The organism is Stenotrophomonas maltophilia complex sp. Om-AH-Sm3 (assembly GCF_059337855.1).
The window spans coordinates 36,860-61,427 of sequence record NZ_JBYBLQ010000012.1 but is presented as its reverse complement, the minus strand read 5'-3'; the positions used below and the strand labels follow the sequence as shown (position 1 = coordinate 61,427).

Here is a 24,568-nt window from a genome sequence, read left to right as displayed (position 1 = left end):
TGGAGGCTCCGTATGGCGGGCGGCCATGCGTGGGGCCGGATGTATTGCCCTTACAACGACACCGATTGCCGATGCGGGGAGTTCTGCATCGTGAGCATCTGGAGCACACCGCGTAGCGGCAGCCATCATGCAAGGGCCTTGCGGCGTGTGGTCGAGAACTGCAGTCGTGAGCAATGAGATCTCGCTTCGTGAGAAGCGAAGGGGGCAATCATGGAATTCAACTTCACCCTGAAGTACCGCTTGCCGGACACAGGTATTGAAATCGGTGTCCTCGAGCAGCGCCTGGCCGAAGGCGGCTGTGACGACGCGCTTGTGGGCCTTGGGCTGCCGGGACGGCTGGCCCTGGCGTTCTGCCGCGAAGCAGACAGCGCAGGGGCTGCCCTGCGTTCGGCGCTGGACGATGTGCAGCGGGCCGTGCCCGGTGCCGAACTGGTTGAAGTGAGCCCCGATCTGGTTGGGCTCACTGACGTGGCAGACCTGCTCGGAATGTCGCGCCAGAACATGCGGAAGCTCATGCTGGCCAACCCGCAGTCGTTTCCGTCCCCCGTGCATGACGGCTCGACCTCGATCTGGCATCTCGTCGACATTCTCGGTTGGCTGCGAGCGCGCGGCAGCGGGAAAGTCACGACGGAAATGACCGAGCTCGCCGCCGCTGCGCTACAGATCAATCTGGCCCGGGAAGGGCGCAGGCTTCACCCGAAGACGTAGCGGCGGCCAGAATTGGAGCCCACCGCATTACAGCTCCACCGTCTCCCACCAGCGCGTACCTGCCTGCGGCGCCTGCATGTCCAGTGCTTCGCCCATCATCGGCGTAGCCACTGCAACATTGTTTGCAGCGGCCAGCGCGGTGATGCGTTCGAATGGCTGCTGCCATGCGTGCAGGGCCAGGTCGAAGGTGCCGTTGTGGATCGGCAGCAGCCACTTGCCGCGCAGGTCCAGGTGCGCCTGCAGGGTCTGTTCCGGCTGCATGTGCACGAATGCCCAGCGTGGATCATAGGCGCCGGTCTCGATCATGGTCAGGTCGAACGGACCGTATTTCTCGCCGATGGCCTTGAAGCCGTCGAAGTAGCCGGTGTCGCCGCTGAAGAAAATGCGGAAGTCACCGTCCTGGATCACCCATGAAGCCCACAGGCTGCGGTCGCTGTCACCCAGCCCGCGGCCGGAGAAGTGCTGGCCCGGGGTCGCGGTCAGGCGCAGGCCGTTGGCTTCGGTGGATTGCCACCAGTCCAGCTGCTCGACCTTGCGCGCATCCACCCCCCACGCGATCAGCTGGTCGCCGACGCCGAGCGGTGCAATGAAGCGCGCGGTCTTGCCGGCCAGCTGCATGACCGCGGCATGGTCCAGGTGGTCATAGTGGTTGTGCGAGAGGATCACACCGGCGATCGGCGGCAGCGCGTCGATGCTGATCGGCGGTGCATGGAAGCGTGCGGGCCCCATCCACTGCACCGGCGAGGCGCGCTCGGAAAACACCGGATCGGTCAGCCAGTACTGGCCACGCAGCTTCAGCAGGATCGTGGAGTGCCCCAGCCGGAACAGGCTGCGATCCGGTGCGGCGTCCAGCGTGGCGCGGTCCAGCGGCTTCACCGGAATCGGGTTCGCGGGCACGGTGCCCTTGGGCTTGTTGAACAGGAACGTCCACCAGATCTCCGCGCCGTCGCGCAGGCCCATCGCCGGACGGGGCAGGGCATTGCGGAACTTGCCATCACGGTACTGCGGCGAATCGGGGAAGTCGGGAAGGGACCAGGATTTGCAGAAGGTGTAGGCGGTCACGGCGAGGATTCCGAGCAGGAGGACAAGGAGCAGGCGCTTCATGGGTGACGTCCGCTGGGTACACTGCACAGTGTAGTTTCGTGTTGTTCAAAAGTACACTGTCGAGTGTAAAATGGAGGCATCCGTTCAGTTATCCGGTTCCCGCCATGTCCCGTCCCCCGCAACGCCTGACCGACCGCAAACGTGACGCCATCGTGCGCGCGGCGGTGGAGGAGTTCCGTGCATCGGGCTACGAGGCGACCAGCATGGACCGCATCGCCCAGGCGGCGGGGGTCTCCAAGCGCACCGTCTACAACCATTTCCCGAGCAAGGAAGCGCTGTTCTCGATGATCCTGGAGGAGCTGTGGGAGCGCAGCGTGGCCAGCGACGCACTGCCATACCGCGCCGACCAGCCGCTGCAGACGCAGTTGCTGCAGTTGCTGGGCCAGAAGCTGGACCTGCTCAGCGATGGCAATTTCATCGATCTGGCGCGGGTCGCGATGGCCGAGATCATCCATTCACCGGAGCGCGCGCAGGCCATCGTCTGCCGCATGGGCGAGAAGGAAAGTGGCGAGAGTGCCTGGATCCGCGCAGCAATTGCCGATGGCCGTCTGCGCGAGGTGGATCCGGACTTTGCCGGCCACCAGTTGCACGGGCTGGTGAAGAGCTTCGCGTTCTGGCCGCAGGTCACGATGGGGCAGCCACCGTTGACCGCGCAGGAACGTGCGCGCGTGGCCGAATCGGCGGTGGCGATGTTCCTGGGGTTCTACGCGGTCTAGCTGGCTGCGAAGCGACGGAACTCGTCGGCCGGCAGTGCCGCCGAGTACAGGTAGCCCTGGCCGACATCCACCCCGAGTGCGCGCAGCTTCTGTTCCTGGGCGAGGGTCTCGGTACCCTCGGCCACCACGATCGCGCCGCAGCGGTGCGCGACCTCGACGATGAAGCGAACGATCGACTGTGACTTGGCGTCGGACAGCGTGGCGATCAGTGCCTGCTCGATCTTGACCTCGGCGATGGCCAGCTGCGAAAGCAGGATCAGGGTTGAATAGCCGGCGCCGAAATCATCCAGCGACAGGGTGACCCCGGCTGCCAGCAGCTGTGCGATGTTGGCATCGACCACGTCGCGCTCGACGATTTCGGTCCATTCGACGATCTCCAGGCGCAGCATCGCACCGGGGATGTCATGCAGCTGCAGCAGCTCCTGCAGGCGCAGGCCGAAGTCGGGCAGGCGCAGCGATTCGGCTGAAACATTGACTGCAATGGTCAGCGCCGCGCCGTCCCGCCGGCAGTGCTGCAGGAAGTGCACCGCCGACCGCAGCGTGGCCCATTCCAGGTCTGCCAGCCGCCCCTGCCGGCGCAGCAGTGAGATCACCCGCATCGGGGCAATCGGCCGGCCTTCGCCGTCGCGCATGCGCAGCAGTGCTTCGGCGCCGACCAGTTGGCGGTCCTGCAGACGATGCTTGGGCTGGTAGCACAGCGGCGCATTGCCCTGCTGCAGCCAGTGCTCAAGCGCAGCCTCGATCAGGGCGTCGATCTCGCTGTCGCGCTGGATCGGGTCATCGAAGAACACCACGCCCGACTCGATCGCGCTCAGTGCCACGGTGATGGCGCGGAACGGAAGATGTCCTTCGTCGGCATCAGCAGGGGGCTTCAATTCAACCACTGCACAGCGGAACAGCGGCCGGAAGCCCGGCCAATCGCGGGCGACCCGATCGGCCAGGTTGCTGGCCAGCTCGGTGATCTGCGGTTGCGTGCGCAGTGTGGACAAGGTCAGGCCGCGCACCAGGATCGCCAGCGCGGCATCACCGAACTGGTAGATCTCCAGCTGCGCAGCCGACAGCGAGGGCAGCAACCGATGCACCTCCTCGGTGCCGTCGCGCTGCCACAGGCCGTTGTCCTGCAACGGCCCGTAGCGCAGGCGCAGATCGCGCAGGTTGCCCATCTCGGCCACGATCAGGCAGGCCTTGCCGGTGCCGTCGTTATCCCGCCAGTACTGTTGCAGGCGTTCACCGAGCGCACGCATGTTGGGCAGCCCGCTGATCGGATCGATGCGGAGCCAGGCCTGTTCGCGCTGGCGTTGCGCATCGATCTGGGCATCGTTGTAGACCAGCGCGAACACAGCGCCGAGCACGAGCAGCGAGACCGGCAGTGCCAGCACGCGCTGGATCGCCAGCTCGGCCACCGGCAGTTGATCGGCGCCAATGATCGCCACACCCAGCGCCAAACCCAGAGCGGTTACCCCGATACGCACGCCCCAGGCCTGCAGGATCATGCGCGGCGAGAGCTCGTTGAGCATGCGCGGGTACAGGTGCCTGCGCAGCCAGACGCCCGCCACCATCTGCAACACGGCCTCAAGGCTGGCAGGCAGGAAGAACGGGATACCGACGAACTGGTAGCGGGCCAGCAGGGCGGCAGCCAGGCAGGCCAAGCCGCCGCGCCAGCCGCCCAGCAGGCCACTGACCAGCAGGATGTCGAAGCCCAGGTGCAGTTTGACGACACCCTGGGAATAACGGGCCACGAACCAGGAATTGAACAGGTAGATCAGGCCCAGCGCTACGCCGACATACAGGCGACGGCCTTCAATGGCGTGCCCGGCGCGACGGGTGGCGATCAGCAGCACGCCGATCATGCCGATCACTGCCGTGGCCTGCAGCAGATACAGCGGCAGGCTGGGCAGGGCGCTGTCCAGGACCTGGGTCGAGACCCGTGAAAGCGCATCCATAGCAGGTTCCCGCCTGTGACCGACGGCCAGTGACGAGCAGGGTAAACCACGACCGCGCGCGCGGCCACTGAGCGTGCTCTGCGGCGGCCGGCAAGGTCAGTAGCGCGGGTCGGCGATGGCGGGCAGCACCAGTTCGCGCACGAAGCCGGAGGATGACAGCTGCAACAGGGCGCTTACCATGGCCACGACATCGTGGACCGGCACCTGCTCACCGTCGCCGCGCGCTGCGGCCTCGGCCACCGGCACCGACAAGGCGTCGTCGGTGTTGAGGTAGCCCAACTGCAGGCTGGTCACCGCCAGCCGGCGATCGCGGAAGCCTTCGCGCAGCGCATCGGCGATGCCGTTGAGGGCGAACTTCGAGGCGCCGAACGCCACTTCCGGGCGGCCACTGCGAGGCAGGGCCGAGGTCGAACCGGTCAGCACCAGCTGCGGGCGCGCTGCGCCCAGTACGCGGGGCAGCAGGCGTTGCAGCAGTACAAGGGTCGCGGTGATGTTGACGTCGACCAGCGTCGTGAGTGCAGCGTCGCTTTCATCGAGGAAGGCGTACTCGCCGCTGAAGGCCTTGTCTTCCCAGATACCCAGGTTGTGGATCAGCACATCGATATCGGCCGGTGCCTGCGCTGCGATGTGGTCGGCAGCCACGGTCGGCCGGGACAGGTCTGCTTCGATCCACTGCAGGGTGACGCCGTCAGCGCAGGCGATGCCGCACGGGCGGTTGCGCGAGACACCAATCACAGTGTCACCCGTGGCACAGAGGCCTTCCACGAACGCGCGCCCCAGGCCCTTGCTGGCGCCGATGACCATCAATTTCATGTTGCTTCCTCGTTGTACTGCGGCAGCCACGATCGGCTGCCAGAACGGTGCTCCACTTGGCGGACGCGCGCAGGCCGCCGCGTTCGGCGGTAAGGGTCGAGGCCGTGTCGTCGAACTGGCACCGGTACCGTGGCAGCAGCCGTCGCTGCTGCAGGCGCTGGGACGCAGTGGCCGCCGACGGCCCGGTCAGCTCGCTCAGGCTGCCTCCCGCACGGGGGGCGATGTGCGCCAGGATGAGCGAGAATGCGTAGGGTCACCGGCAACAGGAATCTCCTGGCATGGACGAGCACAACGCCACCCCTGATGGCATGCCGCTGCCGTTGGCGTGGCAGAATGCGTTGGCCGACGCGCGCATCGAGCGGCAGTCGATGGGTGTTTCGCGGGCCGACGTTGCCCGCGTGCTGCGGCCAGGTAGACCCGACGCCTTCCTCAAGTCGGAACTGATCGACGCCTTCAGTGAGCTGGGCGATGAGATCGCGCGCCTGCGCTGGCTCCAGGCACAGGGACAACCGGCGCCAACGGTGATTGCCACGGCCGAAGAAGCGGGCCGGCACTGGTTGCTGATGAGCGCGCTGCCTGGCCGCGATCTGGCTTCGTCGGCGGAACTCGCGCCGCAGCAACGGGTGGAGATACTGGCCGACGCGCTGCGCGGGCTGCATGCGTTGCCGGTAGCAGCCTGTCCGTTCGATCAGCGGCTGGCCTCGCGCCTGCCGGCCGCGCAGGCACGGGTCGAGGCGGGGCGCGTGGACGCCGATGACTTCGATGACGAACGCCTGGGACAGTGTCCACAGCAGGTCTTCGCCCAACTGTGCAGCACCCGTCCCGATCATGAAGATCTGGTGGTCAGTCATGGCGATGCCTGCCTTCCGAATCTGATGGTGGCCGAGGGGCGTTTCAGCGGTTTCATCGACTGTGGGCGGCTGGGCGTGGCCGACCGTTACCAGGACCTGGCGCTGGCCGCGCGCAGCCTGGTCCACAACTTCGGTGATACGCGTTGGGTCACGCCGTTGTTCCAACGCTACGGCGCTGTAGCCGACGAGCGCCGGTTGGCGTTCTACCGGCTGCTCGACGAGTTCTTCTGAGCCCGCGCGCGGCTGGCGATGGCCGCGCAGATCAGCCCACCGATCACGCTCAGGTGTTCCAGTGCGAAGAACAGGGCCAGCTGCTGTTCCGCGCCGTGCTTGGTCCAGAAGGCATGCACGATGGCGATGGTCAGCAGCATGAACACCGCCAGCGCGCCGCTGCCCAGCCAGAGCAGGCGATCAAGTAGCAGGCACAGTGAGCCACCCAGCAGCACCACGGCGCTGGCGAGGTTGAACAGCACAGGCGGTTGCAGCCCGGCCGCCTGCATTTCGGCCACGCTGTTGTCCCACGCCAGCAGCTTGGCCAGACCCGATGACAGGAACACCACGGCCAGCAGCAGTCGGGCCAGGAACCACAGCACGCGGCTGTCGAGCAGGGCGGTGATCATCCGCGGCATGAAGTCTCTCCGGGTTGGGCCTGGAACGGGCCGCGCAGCATCGGGCCTCAACCGCAGTTGAGGTCAAGGGCCGGCTGAACGGAACTCGCTGGTTGGCCGGGTTGTCATCTTCCAGTTGGACGAACGTTCGTTCATTATTGGCGCCATGAACCGAGCCGACCGCAACGCGCAACGCAACGCGCAGATCCTGCAGGCCGCCCTGCAGTGCTTCCTCGCCAAGGGATTCCACCAGACCAGCATGCGTGACATCGCGCAGGCGGCCGACGTCAGCCTGGGCAATCTCTACAACCACTTCCCTGGCAAGGAAGCGATCATCCTTGCAGTGGCCGTGGCCGAGAGCGAGGAATTGGCGCCGTTGCTGCAGCGGCTGGCCGTGGCCGACGGTGATCGCACGCAGGTGCTGGCGTTCCTGCAGGACTTCCACGCGCTGTGCAGCCATCCGGAATGGGCGACGCTCGCCGTCGAAGTGCTGGCCGAGAGCGCACGCAATCGGGCCGTGGCCGAGGCATTTGCGGCCAATCGCAGGCAGTTGCAGGCTGTGCTGGCCGAAGCGCTGCAGCAGGTGGCACAGCGTGAACGTCGGCGTCCCGTGCTGGCCCCGGCACTGCAGGCGCAGGTGCTGCTGGATGCCATCGAAAGCGATGCGCTGCGTCGCGGGCTGGGCGAAGCCGGTGGCACCGATGAGGCTCCGCTGGACCCTGGCTTGCTCGCGCTGCTGCTCGGTGCACGCGCATGAGCGCGGTTGAGCGGCGATTGCACGGCCTCGATCTGGCACGGTATCTGGCGCTGGCCGGCATGGTGCTGGTCAATTTCCGCCTGGCGATGGCCGTGCCGGCAGAGGGTCAGGGTTGGCTGGCCGGCTTCTTCCATCTGCTGGAAGGCAAGGCCTCTGCGACCTTCGTCACCCTGGCCGGACTTGGCCTGGTACTGGCCACACAGCGCCTTGGCTGGATGCCGGCCGGCGCGCAGACCTGGCGGCGCGCGCTGTTCCTGCTGGTGCTGGGCCTGCTCAACCTGACCCTGTTCCCGGCCGACATCCTGCACTACTACGCGGTGTATTTCGCGCTGGCGGTGCTGTGGCTGCGTGCGTCGTCACGGGTGCTGCTGGCCAGCATCGCCGGCCTGGCGGCCGGGTCGTTCTGGGCACTGCTGCACTGGAATTACAGCCAGGGCTGGAACTGGCAGACGCTGGAGTATGCCGGTCTCTGGCAGTGGCCGGGTGCCGCGCGCAACCTGCTGTTCAACGGCTTCCATCCCTTGCTGCCCTGGATGTGCTTCTTCCTGCTGGGCATGCTGCTGGCGCGCCTGCCGTTGTCACAAGCGCGGGTGCAGCGTGCGTTGCTGCTGGTGGGCCTGCTGCTGATCGGCGCAGGCCAGGCCGTGCAGCAGCTTGCGCAGGGAACGCCCTGGCAGCCGTGGCTGGGAATGCAGCCGATGCCGCCGGGACCGGCCTACGTGTTGACCGGTGCGGGCGCAGCCTGCAGCGCGATTGCCGCGTGCCTCTGGATCAGCCGCCGGTATCCGGGGGATTGGCTGGAACCGCTGACTGCAGCAGGGCGAATGACCCTGACCCTCTACGTCGGCCACATCCTGCTGGGCATGGGTACGCTGGAATGGTTGGGGCTGCTCGATGGCAGCGCGTCGCTACCGACCGTGCTGCTGTGGGCGCTGTTGTTCCTGATGCTGGCCACGGGCGCAGCGTGGCTGTGGTCGTGGCGGTTCACGCGGGGGCCATTGGAAGCGGTGATGCGTCGCGTCGCTGGCTAGCACGTTGGTCGCGCAGGCACGATGTTGTGACGGACATGTCTGTGTCGTGGCGGGCACATCTGCGATAGTTGTCGCAGATAACACTTTCCGCTTGCATCCATGTCATCCGCTTCGGCGCAGCATCTCGGCGAAGTCCTCCAGCAATCCTATGGCATCACCGCGACCGCCGTGGTGCCACGCCCGGTTGGCGCCGATGCCAACGCCAGTGTGTATCGCATCGATGCACGGCGCGGGCAGTGGTGGTTGAAATGCCGCAGTTACCAGGTGGCCCCTGCCGTCTGGGACACCCTGCATTGGCTGCGCGGCACGCTGGGTATCGAGGAGATCGTTGCGCCCTGGCCGGCGTTGACCGGCGGGGCATCGGTGCAGCGCTGGGGCCTGCAGTTCACCCTGTTCCCGTATGTGGAAGGCCAGTCCGGTTTCGAGGCGGCATTGAGCCGCACGCAATGGCAACGGTTGGGCGAGGTGCTGCGGCGCCTGCACGAGGCGTGCCCGCCACCGGCGCTGCAGGAAGCGCTGCCAAGCATCCGGATGGAAACCGCGGCGCTTGATACCGTCGGGCAGTGGCTGGCCGGCGAAGGCCTGGCGGCTGCCAAGGATGGGCTGGGCCGTGCCTTCGTTTCCGTCTGGGACCAGCAGCACGCGCGCATCGCGGCGCTGCACGCGCAGGCACTGCAGCTGCACGCGGCGTTGCAGGATCTGCCGGTGCGGCTGCACCTGTGCCACACCGACCTTCATGCCGGCAATCTGCTGATGGGCAATGACGGCGGCCTGCACCTGATCGACTGGGATGGCCTGTCGCTGGCACCGCGCGAGCGCGACCTGATGTTCATCGGTGGCGCTGTCGGCGGGCGCTGGGGCCGCGAGAACCCGTTGGGATTCGAGGAAGGCTATGGCAGTGACCGCGGCGACCCTCGCTGGATCGCCTGGTACCGTCACTGGCGCATCCTGCAGGACCTGATCGAGTTCCAGCAGGTCCTGCTGGGCAGCGATGGAGAGGACCGGTCGCCGCAGCTGCGCCGGCAGTCGCTGCATTTCCTCAGCGAACAGTTCGCACCGGGCAATGTGTTCGACGCGGCCGAGCGGGTGTATCGCGCGCTGTAGATCCACGCCATGCGTGGATGAACCCTGCGCGCTCAGTCAACGGTGGAGGCGCGAAGAGCAGCCGAGCGTAGGCTCGGCTCTACAGAGGAGTGCAGCGTCATCCACGCGTGGCGCGGATTTACTCGGCGGGCTTCGCCGCTGATGAGGCGGCTGCGCTGGCGGCGCGGCGCGACAGCACGGCCTCGCGGTGGGCAATGTAGGCGTTGGCGGCGAGGATGATGCCGGCGCCGATGATCGTCCAGCGGTCCACGCTTTCGTTGAAAAGCATCCAGCCGAACAGCGTTACCAGCGGCAGCTGCAGGAAGCTGATCGGGGTCAGCGCCGAGACTTCACCCAGGCGCAGCGCCCGCGTCCACAACAGCTGGCCGATGGTGCCGAGCACGCCGGTGGCCAGCAGCCACAGCCAGGCCATGCCGCTCGGCCAGACCCAGACGAACAGCGCCGGAACCAGCGACAGCGGCACCCAGAACACGTAGGTGTAGAGCACCACGGTATCGGCGCTGTCGACGCGGGTCAGCTGCTTGATCTGGATCGCCACCAGCGAACTGAGCACCGCGGCGGCCACGGCGACCAAGCTGCCCGCGGTGAAGCCGGCGGTACCGGGTCGCACGATCACCAGCACGCCTATGAAGCCGACCACGACCGCAGCCCAGCGGCGCACGCGCACGGTTTCACCCAGCCACAGCACGGCGGCAATCGTGACGAACAGCGGCGTGGAGTACGACAGCGAAACCGCCTGCGCCAGCGGCAGGTGGCCCAGTGCCCAGAACGCGCACAGCATCGAGCCCAGGCCAATCGCACTGCGCACGAAATAGCGCGGCAGCTGTTGCATCTTCAGCGGAGCACGGCCCGGCCGCAGCAGCATCGGCAGCAACGCCAGCAAGCCGAAGGCATTGCGGAAGAACGCCACTTCCTGGGTTGGCACGTAGCGGGTGGCGTAGCGGATCGCGACCGCCATCAGGCCGAATGCCATCGTGCTGCCAAGCATCAGCAGCGCCGCCCGCATCGGGGCGCTTGGGGAAGGGGCGGGGGTGTTCACCACTGTGCGCCGAGCAGGCGGGGCTCCGGTTCGATCGGCACGCCGAACTTCTCCAGCACCGAGGCCGAGATGCGGCGCGCCAGCGCCAGCAGTTCAGCGCCGCTGGCATTGCCGTGGTTGACGAGCACCAGCGCGTGGCTTGGCGCCACGCCGGCATCACCTTCGCGGAAGCCCTTCCAGCCGCAGGACTCGATCATCCATGCCGCCGAGACCTTGCGCTTGTCATCCTGCTCGGCCGGGAACACCGGCAGGTCGGGGAAGTGCTGCAGCAGCACGTCGACCTGTTCCAGCGGCAGCACCGGGTTCTTGAAGAAGCTGCCGGCGTTGCCCAGTACATCCGGGTCGGGCAGCTTGCGGCGGCGGATCGCGATCACGGCATTGGCCACGTCCACTGCGCTCGGCAGCTCCACGCCCTGTGCCTGCAGTTCCTCGCGGATGCCGGCGTAGTCCATGCGCAGATCGTGCAGCAGTGGCAGCTTCAGTTCGATGGCGGTGATCAGGTAGCGATCGGGTTGCTGCTTGAACACGCTGTCGCGGTAGGCGAAGCCACACTGTTCGTTGTCCAGCCGCACCCAGGCCTGCTCCTGGCAGTCCCATGCTTCGACCGCCTGGATGAACTCGCCAACCTGCGCGCCATAGGCACCGATGTTCTGGATCGGCGCGGCACCGGCCGTGCCGGGAATCAGGGCCAGGTTTTCGAGGCCAGACAGGCCTTCCTGCAGCGACCACATCACCAGGCCATGCCATGGCACGCCGGCACCGGCACGGATCACCGCATGGTCGGCGCGGTGTTCAAGGAAACTGATGTCACGGTTGCCGAACACCAGCACGGTGCCGGGCAGGTCCTCGGCGATCAGAACGTTGCTGCCGCTGCCCAGCACCAGCAGCGGGCCGCTGGCCACCTCGGGCAATGCCAGCACGTCCGGCAGCAGCGCGGCATCGTGCAGTTCCAGCAGCTGCGCGGCGCTGGCCTGCACATGGAAGGTATTCAGCGCCTGCAGCGGCGCATTGCGGGTGAGCGTCCAGCGCAGCGGGGCGTTGCCGTCGATGGTATCCATGGGCGCGCTCACAGCGGGGCCACCGCGCCGCGGCTTGGCGCTTCACGGCGGCGACGGATCGCCTCCACGCATTCGGAAACCAGCGCCGGTCCACGGAAGATCAGGCCGCTGTAACACTGCACCAGTGCCGCGCCTGCGGCCATCTTGGCCACGGCATCGGCGCCGGACAGGATGCCGCCGACGCCGATCAGCGGCACCGATTCGGGCAGGCGCGAACGCAGGCGGCGCAGCACCAGCGTGGACTGCTCCAGCACCGGTGCACCGGACAGGCCGCCAGCCTCATTGGCCAGCGGATCGCCGGCCACCCTGCTGTGGTCGATGGTGGTGTTGGTGGCGATCACGCCGTCCACCTGCAGTTCGCCCAGCACGCGGGCGGCGGCGTCGATATCGCGTTCGCTGAGGTCCGGCGCCACCTTCACCAGCATCGGCACGCGTCGGCCGTGGCGGGCAGCAAGGTCTTCCTGGCGGTCGCGCAGCTGGCTGACCAGCTGGCGCAGCGCGGTCTCTTCCTGCAGCTCACGCAGGCCTGCGGTGTTGGGCGAGGAGATGTTGACGGTGATGTAATCGGCCAGCGGGTACACCTTGTCCAGGCAGGCAATGTAATCGTCCACGGCCTGTTCGTTGGGGGTGTCCTTGTTCTTGCCGATGTTGATGCCGAGCAGGCCGCGGCGGTTGCGCGCGCGCTCGACGTTGCGCACCAGCGCGTCCACGCCCGCATTGTTGAAGCCCATGCGGTTGATGATGGCGTTGTGTTCCGGCAGGCGGAACAGGCGCGGTTGCGGATTGCCGGCCTGCGGGCGCGGGGTGATGGTGCCGATTTCGACGAAGCCGAAGCCGAGCGCGAACAGTGCATCGATGTGCTCGCCGTTCTTGTCCAGGCCGGCGGCCAGGCCGACCGGATTGGGGAAGGTCAGCCCGAACACCGTGCTGGGCATCGGCGCGATGCGTGCGGCCAGCAGCGGCGTGGTGCCGGTGCGATAGGCCAGGTCCAGTGCGGACAGGCCGAGGCCGTGGGCGCGCTCGGCGTCGAGCGAGAACAGGAAGGGGCGGGCAAGCGAATACATGCGTCGGTTCAGTCCAGCGTGCCGAGGAAGGCTCGGGTTCGATATTCAAAAGCGACCTGGCCGTCCACCGCATGGGCGGCGAACAGGTCATGCAGAGCGTCGATCATCGCCGCGTGGCGGGGATGACCGGATTGGGGTGCATAGGAGGAGGACAGCAGACGCCCGCGCAAGGCGTCGAAGTCCAGATGCTGCACGTTTGGCAGCTCTACCCTGCCGCGCAGGCCGGTGCCGAACCAGGCCTGCATGGTGGCATCGTCCTGGTAGCGCTCGGCCACAGCGGTGTAGTCGGTGCCATAGTCCAGCAGCAACTGTTCGTAGCCGATCAGGAACGGGCTGGCATCGAGCAGGCGCGAGTTCCAGTAGATCAGTGCCTGGCCACCGGAGCGCAGGATGCGCTGCCACTCGGCGCGCACCGCCACGGTGTCGAACCAGTGAAAGGCCTGCGCGACGCTGACCAGATCGATGCTGGCATCGTCCAGTGTGGTGGCCTCGGCGCGGCCGTCCACCGCACGGAACTGCGGGTACTGCGGTGCCAGCCATTCCTCGGCCGCGCCCCGCATGGCGGCGTTGGGTTCAACCGCGACTACTGGATGGCCGCTGGCCAGGAACAGGCGACTGGAAATACCGGTGCCGGCGCCGATGTCGGCGACCACGGCCTCGCGGCTGACGCCCATCGGGCCATGCAGCCACTCCAACAGGGCGGGCGGATAATCGGGCCGGTAGCGGACGTAGTCGGCGACGCGGCTGCTGAAGCGTTCAGTGCTGTCGGAGGCGGTCATGGCGTCAGTTCGACACCGCCGCCAGCCATGCCAGGCCGCCGAAGAACACGATGAAGACCAGGATGGCGGCAAGCACGGCGCCGACCATGACCCAGCCCAGCACCAGGCCGGTAACGGCCAGGCCGTCGCCTTCCAGTTCATGCGGGCGGCGGCGGATCTCGGCGCGGGCCATGTGGCCGGTGATGATGGCGACGATGCTGGCCACGAAGGGCAGGACGGTCCAGCTGGCGATGCCCATGACCAGGCTGACCACGGCCAGGGCGCTTGTCTGTCGGGGTGCCACGCTCATCGGGTCCTCCTTGGCAGTGTGCACATGATAGTGCCTCTGCCCGGGCAATCCCATGCCCAGCGGTTGCGGACGCGCCGACCAGGGGTGGCCGCTACGGTAGCCGTCGACCTTGGTCGACGAACGGCATGCCAACCAAGTTTGGCAGCTACCAGGTGCCTATCAGCCCATCAACACCTGGCCGCCATCCACGTTGAGCACGCTGCCGGTAACCCAGCGCGCCAGTGGCGAGCACAGGAACAGGGCGGCGTCGGCGATCTCACGCGGATGGCCAAAGCGACCGAACGGGATCTTCGCCAGGGTGCCGTGGTACAGCGCTGGATCCTCGACGCGGCGACGGTCCCAGAGCCCGTCATCGAACTCGATCGAGCCCGGTGCGATGGCGTTGACCCGGATCCGGTCCTTGGCCAGCGCCAGCGCCTGCGAGGTGGTGTAGTGCGAAAGCGCGGCCTTGGCAGCGGCGTAGGGCGCGCCACCGGGGCGCGGCTGCTGCGCGGCAATCGACGACAGATTGAGGATGCAGGCATCGCTGGATGCGCGCAGCCAGGGCAGGGCCAGGCGTGAGGCACGCACCGCCGCCATCAGGTCGATCTGCAGGCTCGCGGCCCAGCCCTCTTCATTGTCGGCCATGCCGTAGCCGGTGGCATTGTTGACCAGCACATCGATGCCGCCGAGGGCATCGGCGGCGGCCTGCAGCCAGGCCTGGATCTGGCCGGGATCGGCCAGATCGGTGGAAAACGCATGCAATGGCGTGCCCTGCGCCTGTGCATCGGCGCACAGGGCCTCCAGGCCGGCCTGGCCGCGCGCGCAGACCGAGACCTGCGCACCGGCACCAGCAAAGGCCAGTGCCATTTCACGACCAATGCCCTTGCTGCCGCCGGCAATGAGCACGCGGCGGCCGCTGAAATCGAGGATCGGAGCCCCTGCGGGGATCCGACCCTGGGCATGGCTCAGATCCCCGGAGGGGCTCTGACCCACAGACGTGTCTGCGTCGCTTGCCATCACAGGTCGAACTTGATGCCCTGCGCCAGCGGCAGCGAATCCGAATAGTTGATGGTATTGGTCTGGCGGCGCATGTAGACCTTCCAGGCATCCGAACCAGACTCGCGGCCGCCGCCGGTGTCCTTCTCGCCACCGAAGGCGCCGCCGATCTCCGCACCGGACGTGCCGATGTTGATGTTGGCGATGCCGCAGTCGCTGCCGGCGGCCGACAGGAACTTCTCGGCGGTCTTCAGGTTCTGGGTGAAGATCGAGGACGACAGGCCCTGCGGCACGCCGTTCTGCATGTCGATGGCTTCGTCGAGGGTGTCGTACGGCATCACGTACAGGATCGGTGCGAAGGTCTCGTGCTGGACCACGGCGTCGCTGTTCTTCAGGCCCGTGACGATAGCAGGCAGCACGAAGTTGCCGGCGCGGTCGATGCGGGTACCGCCGGTCTCGATGGTGCCGCCGGCCGCCTTGGCCTGGGCGATGGCATCGAGGAACTGCTGCACGGCGCCTTCGCTGTTCAGCGGGCCCATCAGGTTGGCGGCATCGGTCGGATCGCCGATCTTGCCTTCCACCTGCTTGTAGGCCTTGACCAGGGTGGCCAGCACGTCGGCGTAGATCGAGCGGTGCACGATCAGGCGGCGGGTGGTGGTGCAACGCTGGCCGGCAGTGCCGACCGCACCGAACACGATGCCCGGCACGGCCAGCTTCAGGTCGGCGGTTTCGTCCAGGATGATCGCGTTGTTGCCGCCCAGTTCCAGCAGGCAGCGGCCGAGGCGGCGTGCGACCTTCTCGTTGACGGTGCGGCCGACCTGGGTCGAGCCGGTGAAGCTGATCAGCGGCACGCGGCGGTCATCGACCATCTTTTCCGACAGCGCGGTGCCGGCATCGTTGATCAGGAAGAAGATGTCCGGGAAGCCCGCTTCGCGCAGGGCATCGTTGCAGATCTTCAGCGAGGCGATGGCGGTCAGCGGCGTCTTGTTGGACGGCTTCCAGATGCACACGTCGCCACAGATCGCCGCCAGGAACGAGTTCCAGCTCCACACCGCGACCGGGAAGTTGAAGGCCGAGATGATGCCGACCAGGCCCAGCGGGTGGTACTGCTCGTACATGCGGTGGCCGGGGCGCTCGGAATGCATGGTGTAGCCGTACAGCATGCGGCTCTGGCCCACGGCGAAATCGGCGATGTCGATCATCTCCTGCACCTCGCCATCGCCTTCCGGCTTGCTCTTGCCCATTTCCAGGGCAACCAGCGAACCCAGGGCGTCCTTGTGCCTGCGCAGCGCTTCGCCGCACAGGCGCACGGCTTCACCGCGGCGCGGCGCCGGCGTGGTACGCCAGACCTTGAAGGCTTCCTGGGCGCGGGCGACGACGGTCTCGTACTCGGCCTCAGTGGTGGCGCGGACCTGCGCGATCGGCTCGCCGGTGGTCGGGTTGACCGGGGTGATCAGCTCACCGCTGGTCGCGCTCGACCACTCCCCGTTGCCCAGGTACGTGCCAGCGTTGATCGCGTCCAGGCCAAGGGACTTGAGCAGCTCGGAAGACATGCAGACTCCTGTGTTTCGTTACGTTGTTTGGTGCCATCGCGGGCAGGTGGGGGACGCGATGAACTGAATCGCCGATGGTAGCAGAGCGCCCCGACCGGCCATGGTGCAACGCGCCAGGGGAACCGGGTGGAACATGAATGCTTGGAGGGCAGGGCACGTTGCCTGTAAACTTCCGGGCTGCATGGCCCCGTAGCTCAGCTGGATAGAGCGTCCCCCTCCTAAGGGGAAGGTCGCCCGTTCGAATCGGGCCGGGGTCACCATGTTCGCGGCGCCACGTCCGCGCGCTGCCCGCGAGGCCACTCGGATATGCTGGCGCCTCACCCTGCGATCCGGCCGCCATGGACCACCGCCTGCAGCCCGTGCAACCCCACGACTACGCGCGCATCGCCGGGTGGCTGGATTCGGCCGCAGCCACGTTACGCTGGGCCGGGCCGGGCGTGCCCTATCCACTGCCACCCGATCAGTTCGAGAACGTATTGCAGCTGCGCGAACGCCCGGGATGGCTGCTGCTGGCAGAAAACGGCATGCGCGTGGGTTTCGGCCAGGCCTGGTGCACCGAGCCGGGTGCGATGCATCTGGGCCGTCTGCTGGTTGCCCCGCAGGCGCGGGGCTGCGGCCTCGGGCGGAGGTTGGTACACGCGCTGATCGAGCAGGCGTTCCAGTCTGATGCTGTCCAACGGCTGACCCTGCGCGTCTACCGGAACAACGCCGCCGCGCTTGCGTTGTACCGGACCCTCGGCTTCGAGCCGGTGGACACTGCATCCACGCCGGCGCTGCTGTTCATGCAGCGGGCCCGGCGCTGAGCATGGCCACGAAGGCCGGTACGCCTTCAGTCCTGCTTGAGCAGTTCAACCAGCTGGCGCAAGCGATAGGGCTTGGGCAGGAACTCCACCTGCTCCGGAAGCGGCGGCAGCTGCGAACGCGCATAGCCGGAGGACAGGATCATGCGTGCATGCGGCTGCTCACGCGCGACGTGCTCGCTGAGTTCGATGCCGGACATGCCGTTGGGCATGCTGACATCGCTGAACACCACATCGAAGCGTGCGTCGCCCTTCAGCAACGCAGCGGCTTCATGCCCGTCGGCGGTGGTGGACACCTCGATGCCGAAATCGCGCAGGGCCATGCCGATCATCTCGCGCAGATCGTTCTGGTCCTCCACCATCAGTACGCGGATCGGGTCATCGGTCATGGGTAAATTCCTCGGTTGCGGGTAGCAGCAGGCTGACCGTGGTGCCGACACCGGGCGTGGTGGACACGTCGACGAAGCCGCCGCTCTGGGTAGTGAATCCGAACACCTGGCTCAGGCCCAGGCCGCTGCCCTTGCCGATGTCCTTGGTGGTGAAGAAGGGCTCGCTGGCCCGCTCGGCGATGTCGGCGGCCATGCCGTGGCCTTCGTCGCAGACGCTGAGGGTGACATAGCCGCGTTGCAGCGTGGTGTCCGCATCCGGGTCGAGGCGATGTTCCAACGCGGTGCCGATCAGGATGCGGCCGCCATCGGCGGTGGCCTCCACGGCATTGGCCACCAGGTTCGCCAGGGCGGTCTGGAGCTGCATCGCATCGGTGCTCACCTGCGGCAGGCCCGGGGTGAGATGGGCTTCCAGTACCACCGTGGGCGGGCAGGCGCGTTGCAGGTCCGGCAGCCACTGTCGTACCAGCGCATTGATGTCCACCGATTCCCGGATCAGGGTCTGGCCGGTGCTGAAGGCCAGCAGCTGGCGGGTCAGCAGCGCGCCGCGGTCGGTGGCTGCCTGCGCGGCATCCAGCAGCTCGGCTGCGCGTGCATCGTCACTGCTGACACGCAGCGACAGCAGGTCCAGGGCGTTGCCGATGGTGGTCAGCAGGTTGTTGAACTCATGTGAGAGGCCGCGACTGAGCCGGCCGACCGTCTCGAACTGCTGGGTATTGCGCAGCGCACGCTGGGCATCGCGCAGCAGCCGCTGCGCCTGCCACTGCTCGGTGATGTCACGGGTGATCTTGACGAAGCCGAGCAGTTCGCCGGCTTCGACGACCGGCTCGATGACCACGCTTGCGCGGAACGACGAGCCATCGCGGCGAACGCGCCAGCCCTCACTGGCGACATGGCCCTGCTGCGCTGCGACGCGAAGCAGGCGCTGCGGTTCGCCGGTCTCGCGGTCGGCGGGCAGGTAGAAGCGGCTGAAGTGCGATCCCACCACTTCATCGGCTGAATAGCCTTTGATACGTTCAGCGCCCGGGTTCCAGCTGCACACGATGCCTTCAGGATCAAGCAGGTACAGCGCATGGTCGCGCACGCTGTCAATCAACAGTCGCAGTTGTCGGGAAGGGTCCGTCAGCACGGACGTCGTAGAAGCGGCTGCGTCCACGTGTAAATAAGTGTTACCCCTGTGAGGGACGTGAAGCTAGGCACTCAAGTGTGAAGGATGCGTGCACACCTGACACGTGCCATTTGTCCTGTGCGGCTGAATGCGACACGGAGTACCATCTTCCACCCTTTGCCTTCTGGAACCGACCTGCATGCGTCCTGGTGCGACTACGCGTGACCGCTGGATCTGGATGACGTCCGCCGTGCTGCTGGCCGCGACCATCGTGTTGGAACTGGTCGTCCCGCTCGGCTATGCGGTATGGCTGGCCTACTTCCTCGCGGTCGGCGTGACGGTGTTCCAGCGCAGTGCACGCGCGCCGTTCGTGGTCGCGATGATCGCCTGTGTCCTGCTGGTGATCGGCTTCAACGTTGCGCCAGCCAGCAACAATTCGTCGTTCTCGCTAGTCAACCGTACCGTCGGTGGCTGCGCCTTCCTGATGATCGCACTGATCGTCTCGCGCGCGATCCAGGCCCGGCGCCAGGCGATGCGCGCGCTCTGGCTGCAGGAGGCCGAGAACGCGGTGGCGCTGAGCCTGCGCGGTGACCTTGGGCCGGAGCAGATCGCCGAGGCGGCAGCAGCAAGCCTGGCCGGGCAGCTGGATGCAGAGGTCGGTGCGGTCTATCGCCTGGACGGCGGCCGGCTGCAGCTGACCGGTGGCGTGGCGCTGCCCACTGGGACGCCGGCCTCCCTGGCCCTGCACGAAGGACTGGCCGGGCAGGTTGCGCGGGACGAACGCATCCGCCACCTGCACGGCGAAGACGCTGCCGTGCTCGAACTGCAGACCAGCCTGGGCCGGCTGCCGGTGCGCGAGCGCATCCTGGCGCCAATCAGCAGCGATGGTACGGTGGTCGGTGTCATCGAGCTGGGCCGCGCGCGGGCGGGTGAACAGCGTGACCTTGATCGCGAGCTGCTGGAGCGCTGCGCCGACACCATCGGCATGGCACTGCGCGCATCGCTGCTGCGTGCGCAGCTGGTGGTGCTGCTGGAAGAGTCGCAGCGCCAGGGCGAGGAGCTGCAGGCCCAGCAGGAAGAGCTGCGCGTGGCCAACGAGGAGCTGGAAGAGCAGAGCCGCAGCCTGTTGCAGTCGCAGAGCCACCTGGAAGAACAGCAGGCTGAGCTGGAACAGAGCAACGTGCAGCTGGAAGAGCGCACCCACGAGCTGGAGGCGCAGAAGCAGGCACTGCTGGTTGCGCAGAGCCAGCTGGTGCGCAACAGCAACGAGCTGGCGGCGACCTCGCGCTACAAGTCCGAGTTCCTGGCCAACATGTCGCATGAGCTGCGCACGCCGCTGAACAGCTCGCTGATCCTGGCCAAGCTGCTGGCCGACAACAAGGACGGCACGCTGACCGAGGAACAGGTGAAGTACGCGCGAGCGATCCTGTCGTCCAACAACGACCTGCTGGCGCTGATCAACGACATCCTCGACCTGTCGCGCATCGAGGCCGGCCATGTCGAACTGTCCGATGAAGTGGTGGTGGTCGAGAGCGCGCTGCAGCGGCTGCGCGAGACGTTCGAGCCGATGGCGCGGCAGAAGGGCCTGGCCCTGCAGATCGAAGCCGACGCCCTGGCACCAACCCAGATGGTGGTTGACAGCCAGCGGCTGCAGCAGATCCTGAAGAACCTGCTGGCCAACGCGGTGAAGTTCACCGAGCATGGCAAGGTCAGCCTGCACGTGCGTGCCGGCGGCAACGGCCGCATCCGGTTCGAGGTCTGTGACACCGGCATCGGCATTGCCCGCGAGCAGCTGGATGTCATCTTCGAGGCGTTCCGCCAGGCCGATGGCAGCACCCGCCGTCGCTACGGCGGCACCGGCCTGGGCCTGTCGATCTCGCGCGATCTGGCCGAGCGCATGGGCGGCGGCATCCAGGTCGACAGTGAGCCCGGGCGCGGCAGCTGCTTCATCCTGGAGCTGCCGTTGCAGGGTGCGCCCGCGGCGAGCGCAGCCGACGCTGCCGAGGTTCCCGTGGCTGCGCCGCCGACGGCGCCGGCCGTGCTGCCGGCCGCGCCCGCACGCGCTGCGACCGCGGCAGCGCCGGTTACTGCGATGGCCGGCGTAGCCGACGACCGCGGTCGCCGCCAGCGTGCCGGGCGCCTCATCCTGGCGGTCGAGGACGATGCCACGTTCGCCGAAGCACTGGTGGCGCTGGCCCATGAACTGGACTTCGACTGCGTGGTGGCGGGCACGGCGGAAGAGGCGCTGGCCCTGGCCAGCGAACTGCGCCCGAACGGCATCCTGCTCGATATCGGCCTGCCGGACGTGTCGGGCCTGAGCGTGCTGGAACGCCTGAAGCGCAACCCGGACACCCGCCACATCCCGGTGCATGTGGTCTCGGCCACGGACCGCAGCCAGGTAGCGCGCGAGCTCGGCGCGATCGGTTTTGCGATCAAGCCGACCACGCGCGAGCGGCTGGTGACGGCGATCGAACAGCTGGAACAGACCAGCCAGCGCGACATGCGGCGGCTGCTGATCGTGGAGGACGACAACGAGCTGCGCCACAACCTGGAACTGTTGCTGGGCCGCGACCAGCTGCAGATCGTCGCCGTAGGCACCCTGGCCGCCGCACTGGAACAGCTCAGTACGGTCACGTTCGACTGCATGGTGATGGACCTGTCGCTGCCCGACGGCAGTGGCTACGACCTGCTCGAGCACATGGCCGGCAACGACGATGTCGGTTTCCCGCCGGTGATCGTCTATACCGGCCGCGCGCTCAGTCGCGAGGAAGAGCAGCGCCTGCGCCGCTATTCCAAGAGCATCATCATCAAGGGCGCACGTTCGCCCGAGCGCCTGCTGGACGAGGTGACCCTGTTCCTGCACAGCGTGGAGGCCAGCCTGCCCAGCGACCAGCAGCGCCTGCTGCGCGAGGCCCGCCGTCGCGACACCGTGCTCGACGGTCGGACGGTGCTGCTGGCCGAGGACGACGTGCGCAACATCTTCGCACTGTCCAGCGTGCTCGAACCCCTCGGCGTCACGCTGGAGATCGCGCGCAATGGCCAGGAAGCGGTGGATCGCCTGGCCGAGCGCGAGGTCGACCTGGTGCTGATGGACATCATGATGCCGGAGAAGGATGGCCTTGCTGCGATGCGCGAAATCCGCGCGCAGCGCCACCTGCAGGACCTGCCGATCATCGCGCTGACCGCCAAGGCCATGCCGGACGACCGTGAGCGCTGCCTGCAGGCCGGCGCCAACGACTACATCGCCAAACCCATCGACGTCGACAAGCTGGTCTCGCTGTGCCGGGTCTGGTGCTCGCGGCAATGAACGAGCAGGCCCTGTTCGACCTGGAGCTGAAGGTGCTGCTGGAAGCGCTTTACCAGCGCTACCACTACGATTTCCGCAGTTATGCGGTGTCGTCGCTGCGCCGGCGGATCCGCCAGGCCATGCAGCGCTATGAGTGCGAGCGGCTGGCCGACCTGCAGCACCGCCTGCTGCACGAGCCGGACCTGTTCGCGCAGGCGATGCAGTTCTTCACCGTACAGGTCTCGGAGATGTTCCGTGACCCGGCCTATTTCCGCGAGCTGCGCGAGCAGGTGGTGCCGGTGCTGCGCACCTACCCGTCGGTGAAGCTGTGGGTGGCCGGTTGCAGTACCGGCGAGGAAGTGTGGTCGCTGGCGATCCTGTTGCACGAGGAAGGCCTGCTGGAGCGCAGCATCGTCTACGCCACCGACATCAATCCGGCAGCCCTGGCCACCGCCGAGGCCGGCGCCTATGGCATCGACCGGATGGCCCAGTTCAGCCGGAACTACCTGGCGGCCGGTGGCACCGCCTCGCTGTCCGACTACTACGCCACGGCCTACGATGGCGCGGTGTTCGATCGCCAGCTGCGCCGCAACGTGGTGTTCGCCGACCACAGCTTGGCCACCGACACCGTGTTCTCCGAGGTGCACCTGGTGTCGTGCCGCAATGTGCTGATCTATTTCAACCGCGATCTGCAGGACCGCGCGGTAGGCCTGTTCCGTGAAGCGCTGGTGCATCGCGGCTTCCTTGGCCTGGGCAGCAAGGAGTCGCTGCAGTTCGGGCGCCACCACGGCGCGTTCGAGACCTGCTCGCGGGAGCATCGCCTGTACCGGAAGGTTGCCTGATGGCACCGCCGACACGACCGGCGGTGCTGGTGATCGGGGCCTCGGCGGGTGGGGTCGCGGCGCTGCAGGCGGTGCTCGGCGCGCTGCCTGCGGCTCTGCCGGCGCCGGTGCTGGCCGTGCTGCACCTTCCGCGCGATCGCAGCAGCCGCATCGCCGAAGTGCTGGCGCCGTACTGTGCGCTGCCGGTGCGCGAGGCCGAAGACAAGCAGCCGCTGCAGCCTGGCACGGTGACCTTTGCGCCACCGGACTATCACCTGCTGGTGGAAGACGCCGGTTCGCTGGCGTTGTCGGTGGACGCACCGGTGCTGTTTTCACGCCCGGCGATCGATCCATTGTTCGAGTCGGCTGCGGCCGTGTTCGGCGCGCAGGTGCTGGCCCTGCTGCTGACCGGTGCCAGCAGCGATGGTAGTGAAGGGGTGGCCGCGGTGCGCGCCGCCGGCGGCCGCGCCTGGCTGCAATGTCCCGAGGAGGCCGAGGCATCGATGATGCCGGCCTCCGCCCTGCAGCACGCCGGCGCCGATGCCGTGCTGCCCCTCGAACTGATGTGCCGTCGCCTGAAGGAGCTGTTTGCATGAACCTGTTGCCGCCGGACCCTGCGCAGTCGCAGACCCCGGTCAACCTGCTGATCGTCGATGACGTGCCGCAGAACCTGGTGGCCATGCAGGCGCTGCTGCAGCGCGAAGGCGTGAACCTGCTGCTGGCGGGCTCTGGCGCGCAGGCGCTGGAACTGCTGCTCGAGCATGAGGTGGCGCTTGCCCTGCTGGACGTGCACATGCCGGAGATCGATGGCTTCACCCTGGCCGAGCTGATGCGCGGTTCACACCGCAGCCGGGATGTGCCGATCATCTTCCTGACCGCCTCGCCGGACGATCCGCTGCGCGCGTTCAAGGGCTATGAAACCGGCGCGGTCGACTTCCTGCACAAGCCGGTGGCGCCGCAGGTGATCCTGAGCAAGGTCAATGTCTTCATCGAGCTGTACCAGCAGCGGCAGCTGCTGAAGGCGCGCAACGAGGCGCTGGAGCGCTCGCTCAAGCTCAACGAGACGATGGCGGCGGTGCTCACCCACGATCTGCGCACGCCGCTGTCGGCGATCCTGCTGTGTGCCGACAAGCTGGCGCTGGAGCTTCCTGCGGGCAATGACGGCGCGCAGCAGACCCTGAAGCACCTGGAGGCCAGCACGCTGCGCATGGCGCGCATGGTCGAGCAGCTGCTGGACTTTTCGCGGATCCGCAGCGGCGGGCTGCGCCTGCAGGCCAGCGCCTGTGATCTTGCCGAGGTCACGCGTGCGGTGGTGGCCGAAGCGGGCAGCGCCCACGGCCACGCACGGGTGCATCTGGATATGCTGGGCGATACCCGCCTGCAGGGTGATCTGGATCGGCTGGGACAGGTTGCCGCCAACCTGATCGGCAATGCGCTCACCCATGGCAGTGAGGCGAGGGTGGAGGTGGACGGCCGTGATCCGCGCAGCGTGCTGCTGCGGGTGAGCAACGCGGGACGGATCGACGACGCGCTGCTGCCGCGCCTGTTCGAGCCGTTCAAGGCCAGCTTCCATCCCAGCAATGGCCTGGGGTTGGGCCTGTATATCGTCGATCAGTTCGTGCGCGCACACGGCGGGCACATCGCAGCGCGCAATGAAGCCGGTCAGGTGGTGTTCGAAGCCCGGTTGCCGAGGCGCACAGAGGCGCTGCCGGCGGCCGCTACCTGAATTCTTCAGGGAACACCTGCGGGCACTGAGACGGACTCGTCCGCAG

The 24,568-nt window shown here is 67.2% G+C and carries 24 protein-coding genes and 1 tRNA gene; 12 read left to right on the top strand and 13 right to left on the bottom strand.

Annotated features, from left to right (window positions below):
* The first annotated feature begins 210 nt into the window (after positions 1–210).
* Positions 211–708: a helix-turn-helix transcriptional regulator gene (locus tag AC10QF_RS14930; protein WP_005416285.1), complete on the top strand. Its 498-nt coding sequence runs from the start codon at positions 211–213 to the stop codon at positions 706–708.
* A 27-nt stretch (positions 709–735) separates the two neighbouring features.
* Here AC10QF_RS14930 and AC10QF_RS14925 read toward each other — a convergent pair whose 3' ends face one another.
* Entirely contained in the window at positions 736–1,812 is a 1,077-nt protein-coding gene (locus AC10QF_RS14925; RefSeq protein WP_111129035.1) for an MBL fold metallo-hydrolase, read from the bottom strand.
* 104 nt (positions 1,813–1,916) lie between these two features.
* On the opposite strand from AC10QF_RS14925, the gene AC10QF_RS14920 reads away from it, so the two are divergent.
* Positions 1,917–2,528: a TetR/AcrR family transcriptional regulator gene (locus tag AC10QF_RS14920; RefSeq protein ID WP_494542439.1), complete on the top strand. Its 612-nt coding sequence runs from the start codon at positions 1,917–1,919 to the stop codon at positions 2,526–2,528.
* On the opposite strand, the gene AC10QF_RS14915 is transcribed toward AC10QF_RS14920, so the two are convergent.
* The gene (locus AC10QF_RS14915) at positions 2,525–4,471 is read right to left on the bottom strand and encodes an EAL domain-containing protein (protein ID WP_494542438.1); all 1,947 of its coding nucleotides are present in this window, start codon (positions 4,469–4,471) and stop codon (positions 2,525–2,527) included. The two genes, AC10QF_RS14920 and AC10QF_RS14915, sit on opposite strands and share 4 nt — an antisense overlap.
* A 96-nt stretch (positions 4,472–4,567) precedes the next feature.
* The gene (locus AC10QF_RS14910) at positions 4,568–5,284 is read right to left on the bottom strand and encodes an SDR family NAD(P)-dependent oxidoreductase (protein WP_095377703.1); all 717 of its coding nucleotides are present in this window, start codon (positions 5,282–5,284) and stop codon (positions 4,568–4,570) included.
* A 278-nt stretch (positions 5,285–5,562) separates the two neighbouring features.
* Here AC10QF_RS14910 and AC10QF_RS14905 point away from each other — a divergent pair, with 278 nt between their 5' ends.
* Complete coding sequence (locus AC10QF_RS14905) at positions 5,563–6,366, top strand: APH(3')-II family aminoglycoside O-phosphotransferase (RefSeq protein ID WP_494542437.1); 804 nt, start codon at positions 5,563–5,565, stop codon at positions 6,364–6,366.
* Here the strand turns inward: AC10QF_RS14905 and AC10QF_RS14900 are convergent.
* The gene (locus tag AC10QF_RS14900; RefSeq protein ID WP_005416291.1) at positions 6,339–6,764 is read right to left on the bottom strand and encodes a DoxX family protein; all 426 of its coding nucleotides are present in this window, start codon (positions 6,762–6,764) and stop codon (positions 6,339–6,341) included. The two genes, AC10QF_RS14905 and AC10QF_RS14900, sit on opposite strands and share 28 nt — an antisense overlap.
* A 145-nt stretch (positions 6,765–6,909) precedes the next feature.
* Between AC10QF_RS14900 and AC10QF_RS14895 the strand changes: the two genes are divergently transcribed.
* The 3 genes from AC10QF_RS14895 to AC10QF_RS14885 all read left to right on the top strand — a co-directional run bounded on the left by AC10QF_RS14895 (position 6,910) and on the right by AC10QF_RS14885 (position 9,635).
* Positions 6,910–7,500 carry a TetR/AcrR family transcriptional regulator gene (locus AC10QF_RS14895; protein ID WP_065185242.1) on the top strand — a complete coding sequence of 197 codons (591 nt, stop codon included), beginning with the start codon at positions 6,910–6,912 and terminating at the stop codon, positions 7,498–7,500.
* A complete protein-coding gene (locus AC10QF_RS14890) occupies positions 7,497–8,531 on the top strand; it encodes a heparan-alpha-glucosaminide N-acetyltransferase domain-containing protein (RefSeq protein ID WP_494542436.1) in 1,035 nt (344 codons plus the stop codon). The genes AC10QF_RS14895 and AC10QF_RS14890 overlap by 4 nt, the downstream gene beginning before the upstream one ends.
* 99 nt (positions 8,532–8,630) lie before the next feature.
* The gene (locus AC10QF_RS14885; RefSeq protein ID WP_494542435.1) at positions 8,631–9,635 is read left to right on the top strand and encodes a phosphotransferase; all 1,005 of its coding nucleotides are present in this window, start codon (positions 8,631–8,633) and stop codon (positions 9,633–9,635) included.
* Between the two features lie 118 nt (positions 9,636–9,753).
* On the opposite strand, the gene AC10QF_RS14880 is transcribed toward AC10QF_RS14885, so the two are convergent.
* The 7 genes from AC10QF_RS14880 to amaB form a co-directional block, all read right to left on the bottom strand.
* On the bottom strand, positions 9,754–10,641 hold the full coding sequence (locus AC10QF_RS14880; RefSeq protein WP_494542457.1) for a DMT family transporter: 888 nt from the start codon (positions 10,639–10,641) through the stop codon (positions 9,754–9,756).
* Between the two features lie 29 nt (positions 10,642–10,670).
* Positions 10,671–11,732 (bottom strand): UDP-N-acetylmuramate dehydrogenase, encoded by a 1,062-nt coding sequence (gene murB / locus AC10QF_RS14875; RefSeq protein WP_005416296.1) that lies wholly within the window; start codon positions 11,730–11,732, stop codon positions 10,671–10,673.
* An 8-nt stretch (positions 11,733–11,740) separates the two neighbouring features.
* Positions 11,741–12,796 (bottom strand): quinone-dependent dihydroorotate dehydrogenase, encoded by a 1,056-nt coding sequence (locus AC10QF_RS14870; RefSeq protein WP_053500023.1) that lies wholly within the window; start codon positions 12,794–12,796, stop codon positions 11,741–11,743.
* 8 nt (positions 12,797–12,804) lie between these two features.
* On the bottom strand, positions 12,805–13,575 hold the full coding sequence (locus AC10QF_RS14865; RefSeq protein ID WP_138953614.1) for a class I SAM-dependent methyltransferase: 771 nt from the start codon (positions 13,573–13,575) through the stop codon (positions 12,805–12,807).
* Between the two features lie 4 nt (positions 13,576–13,579).
* Positions 13,580–13,864, bottom strand: coding sequence for a DUF4190 domain-containing protein (locus tag AC10QF_RS14860; RefSeq protein WP_053500019.1), 285 nt, complete (start codon positions 13,862–13,864; stop codon positions 13,580–13,582).
* A gap of 159 nt (positions 13,865–14,023) precedes the next feature.
* Positions 14,024–14,863, bottom strand: coding sequence for an SDR family NAD(P)-dependent oxidoreductase (locus tag AC10QF_RS14855; RefSeq protein ID WP_494542434.1), 840 nt, complete (start codon positions 14,861–14,863; stop codon positions 14,024–14,026).
* Complete coding sequence (gene amaB, locus AC10QF_RS14850) at positions 14,863–16,395, bottom strand: L-piperidine-6-carboxylate dehydrogenase (RefSeq protein ID WP_005416301.1); 1,533 nt, start codon at positions 16,393–16,395, stop codon at positions 14,863–14,865. Before amaB ends, AC10QF_RS14855 begins: the two co-directional genes overlap by 1 nt.
* 183 nt (positions 16,396–16,578) lie before the next feature.
* On the opposite strand from amaB, the gene AC10QF_RS14845 reads away from it, so the two are divergent.
* Both AC10QF_RS14845 and AC10QF_RS14840 read left to right on the top strand, forming a co-directional pair.
* Positions 16,579–16,655 (top strand) — tRNA-Arg (locus AC10QF_RS14845).
* A gap of 78 nt (positions 16,656–16,733) precedes the next feature.
* Positions 16,734–17,198, top strand: a complete 465-nt coding sequence (locus AC10QF_RS14840; protein ID WP_494542433.1) for a GNAT family N-acetyltransferase — start codon at positions 16,734–16,736, stop codon at positions 17,196–17,198.
* 26 nt (positions 17,199–17,224) lie between these two features.
* Here AC10QF_RS14840 and AC10QF_RS14835 read toward each other — a convergent pair whose 3' ends face one another.
* Together AC10QF_RS14835 and AC10QF_RS14830 are read right to left on the bottom strand one after the other, a co-directional pair.
* A complete protein-coding gene (locus AC10QF_RS14835; protein ID WP_049413819.1) occupies positions 17,225–17,584 on the bottom strand; it encodes a response regulator in 360 nt (119 codons plus the stop codon).
* The gene (locus tag AC10QF_RS14830; protein WP_494542432.1) at positions 17,574–18,737 is read right to left on the bottom strand and encodes a two-component system sensor histidine kinase NtrB; all 1,164 of its coding nucleotides are present in this window, start codon (positions 18,735–18,737) and stop codon (positions 17,574–17,576) included. Before AC10QF_RS14830 ends, AC10QF_RS14835 begins: the two co-directional genes overlap by 11 nt.
* A gap of 151 nt (positions 18,738–18,888) precedes the next feature.
* On the opposite strand from AC10QF_RS14830, the gene AC10QF_RS14825 reads away from it, so the two are divergent.
* From AC10QF_RS14825 to AC10QF_RS14810, 4 genes are read left to right on the top strand one after another with little or no spacing between them, the layout of a single operon-like run.
* Positions 18,889–21,996, top strand: coding sequence for a response regulator (locus tag AC10QF_RS14825; RefSeq protein ID WP_494542431.1), 3,108 nt, complete (start codon positions 18,889–18,891; stop codon positions 21,994–21,996).
* Entirely contained in the window at positions 21,993–22,817 is an 825-nt protein-coding gene (locus AC10QF_RS14820) for a CheR family methyltransferase (RefSeq protein WP_005416310.1), read from the top strand. The genes AC10QF_RS14825 and AC10QF_RS14820 overlap by 4 nt, the downstream gene beginning before the upstream one ends.
* Positions 22,817–23,392: a chemotaxis protein CheB gene (locus tag AC10QF_RS14815; RefSeq protein ID WP_005416311.1), complete on the top strand. Its 576-nt coding sequence runs from the start codon at positions 22,817–22,819 to the stop codon at positions 23,390–23,392. The genes AC10QF_RS14820 and AC10QF_RS14815 overlap by 1 nt, the downstream gene beginning before the upstream one ends.
* A complete protein-coding gene (locus AC10QF_RS14810; protein WP_329842579.1) occupies positions 23,389–24,522 on the top strand; it encodes a hybrid sensor histidine kinase/response regulator in 1,134 nt (377 codons plus the stop codon). Before AC10QF_RS14815 ends, AC10QF_RS14810 begins: the two co-directional genes overlap by 4 nt.
* The last annotated feature ends 46 nt before the right edge of the window (positions 24,523–24,568 follow it).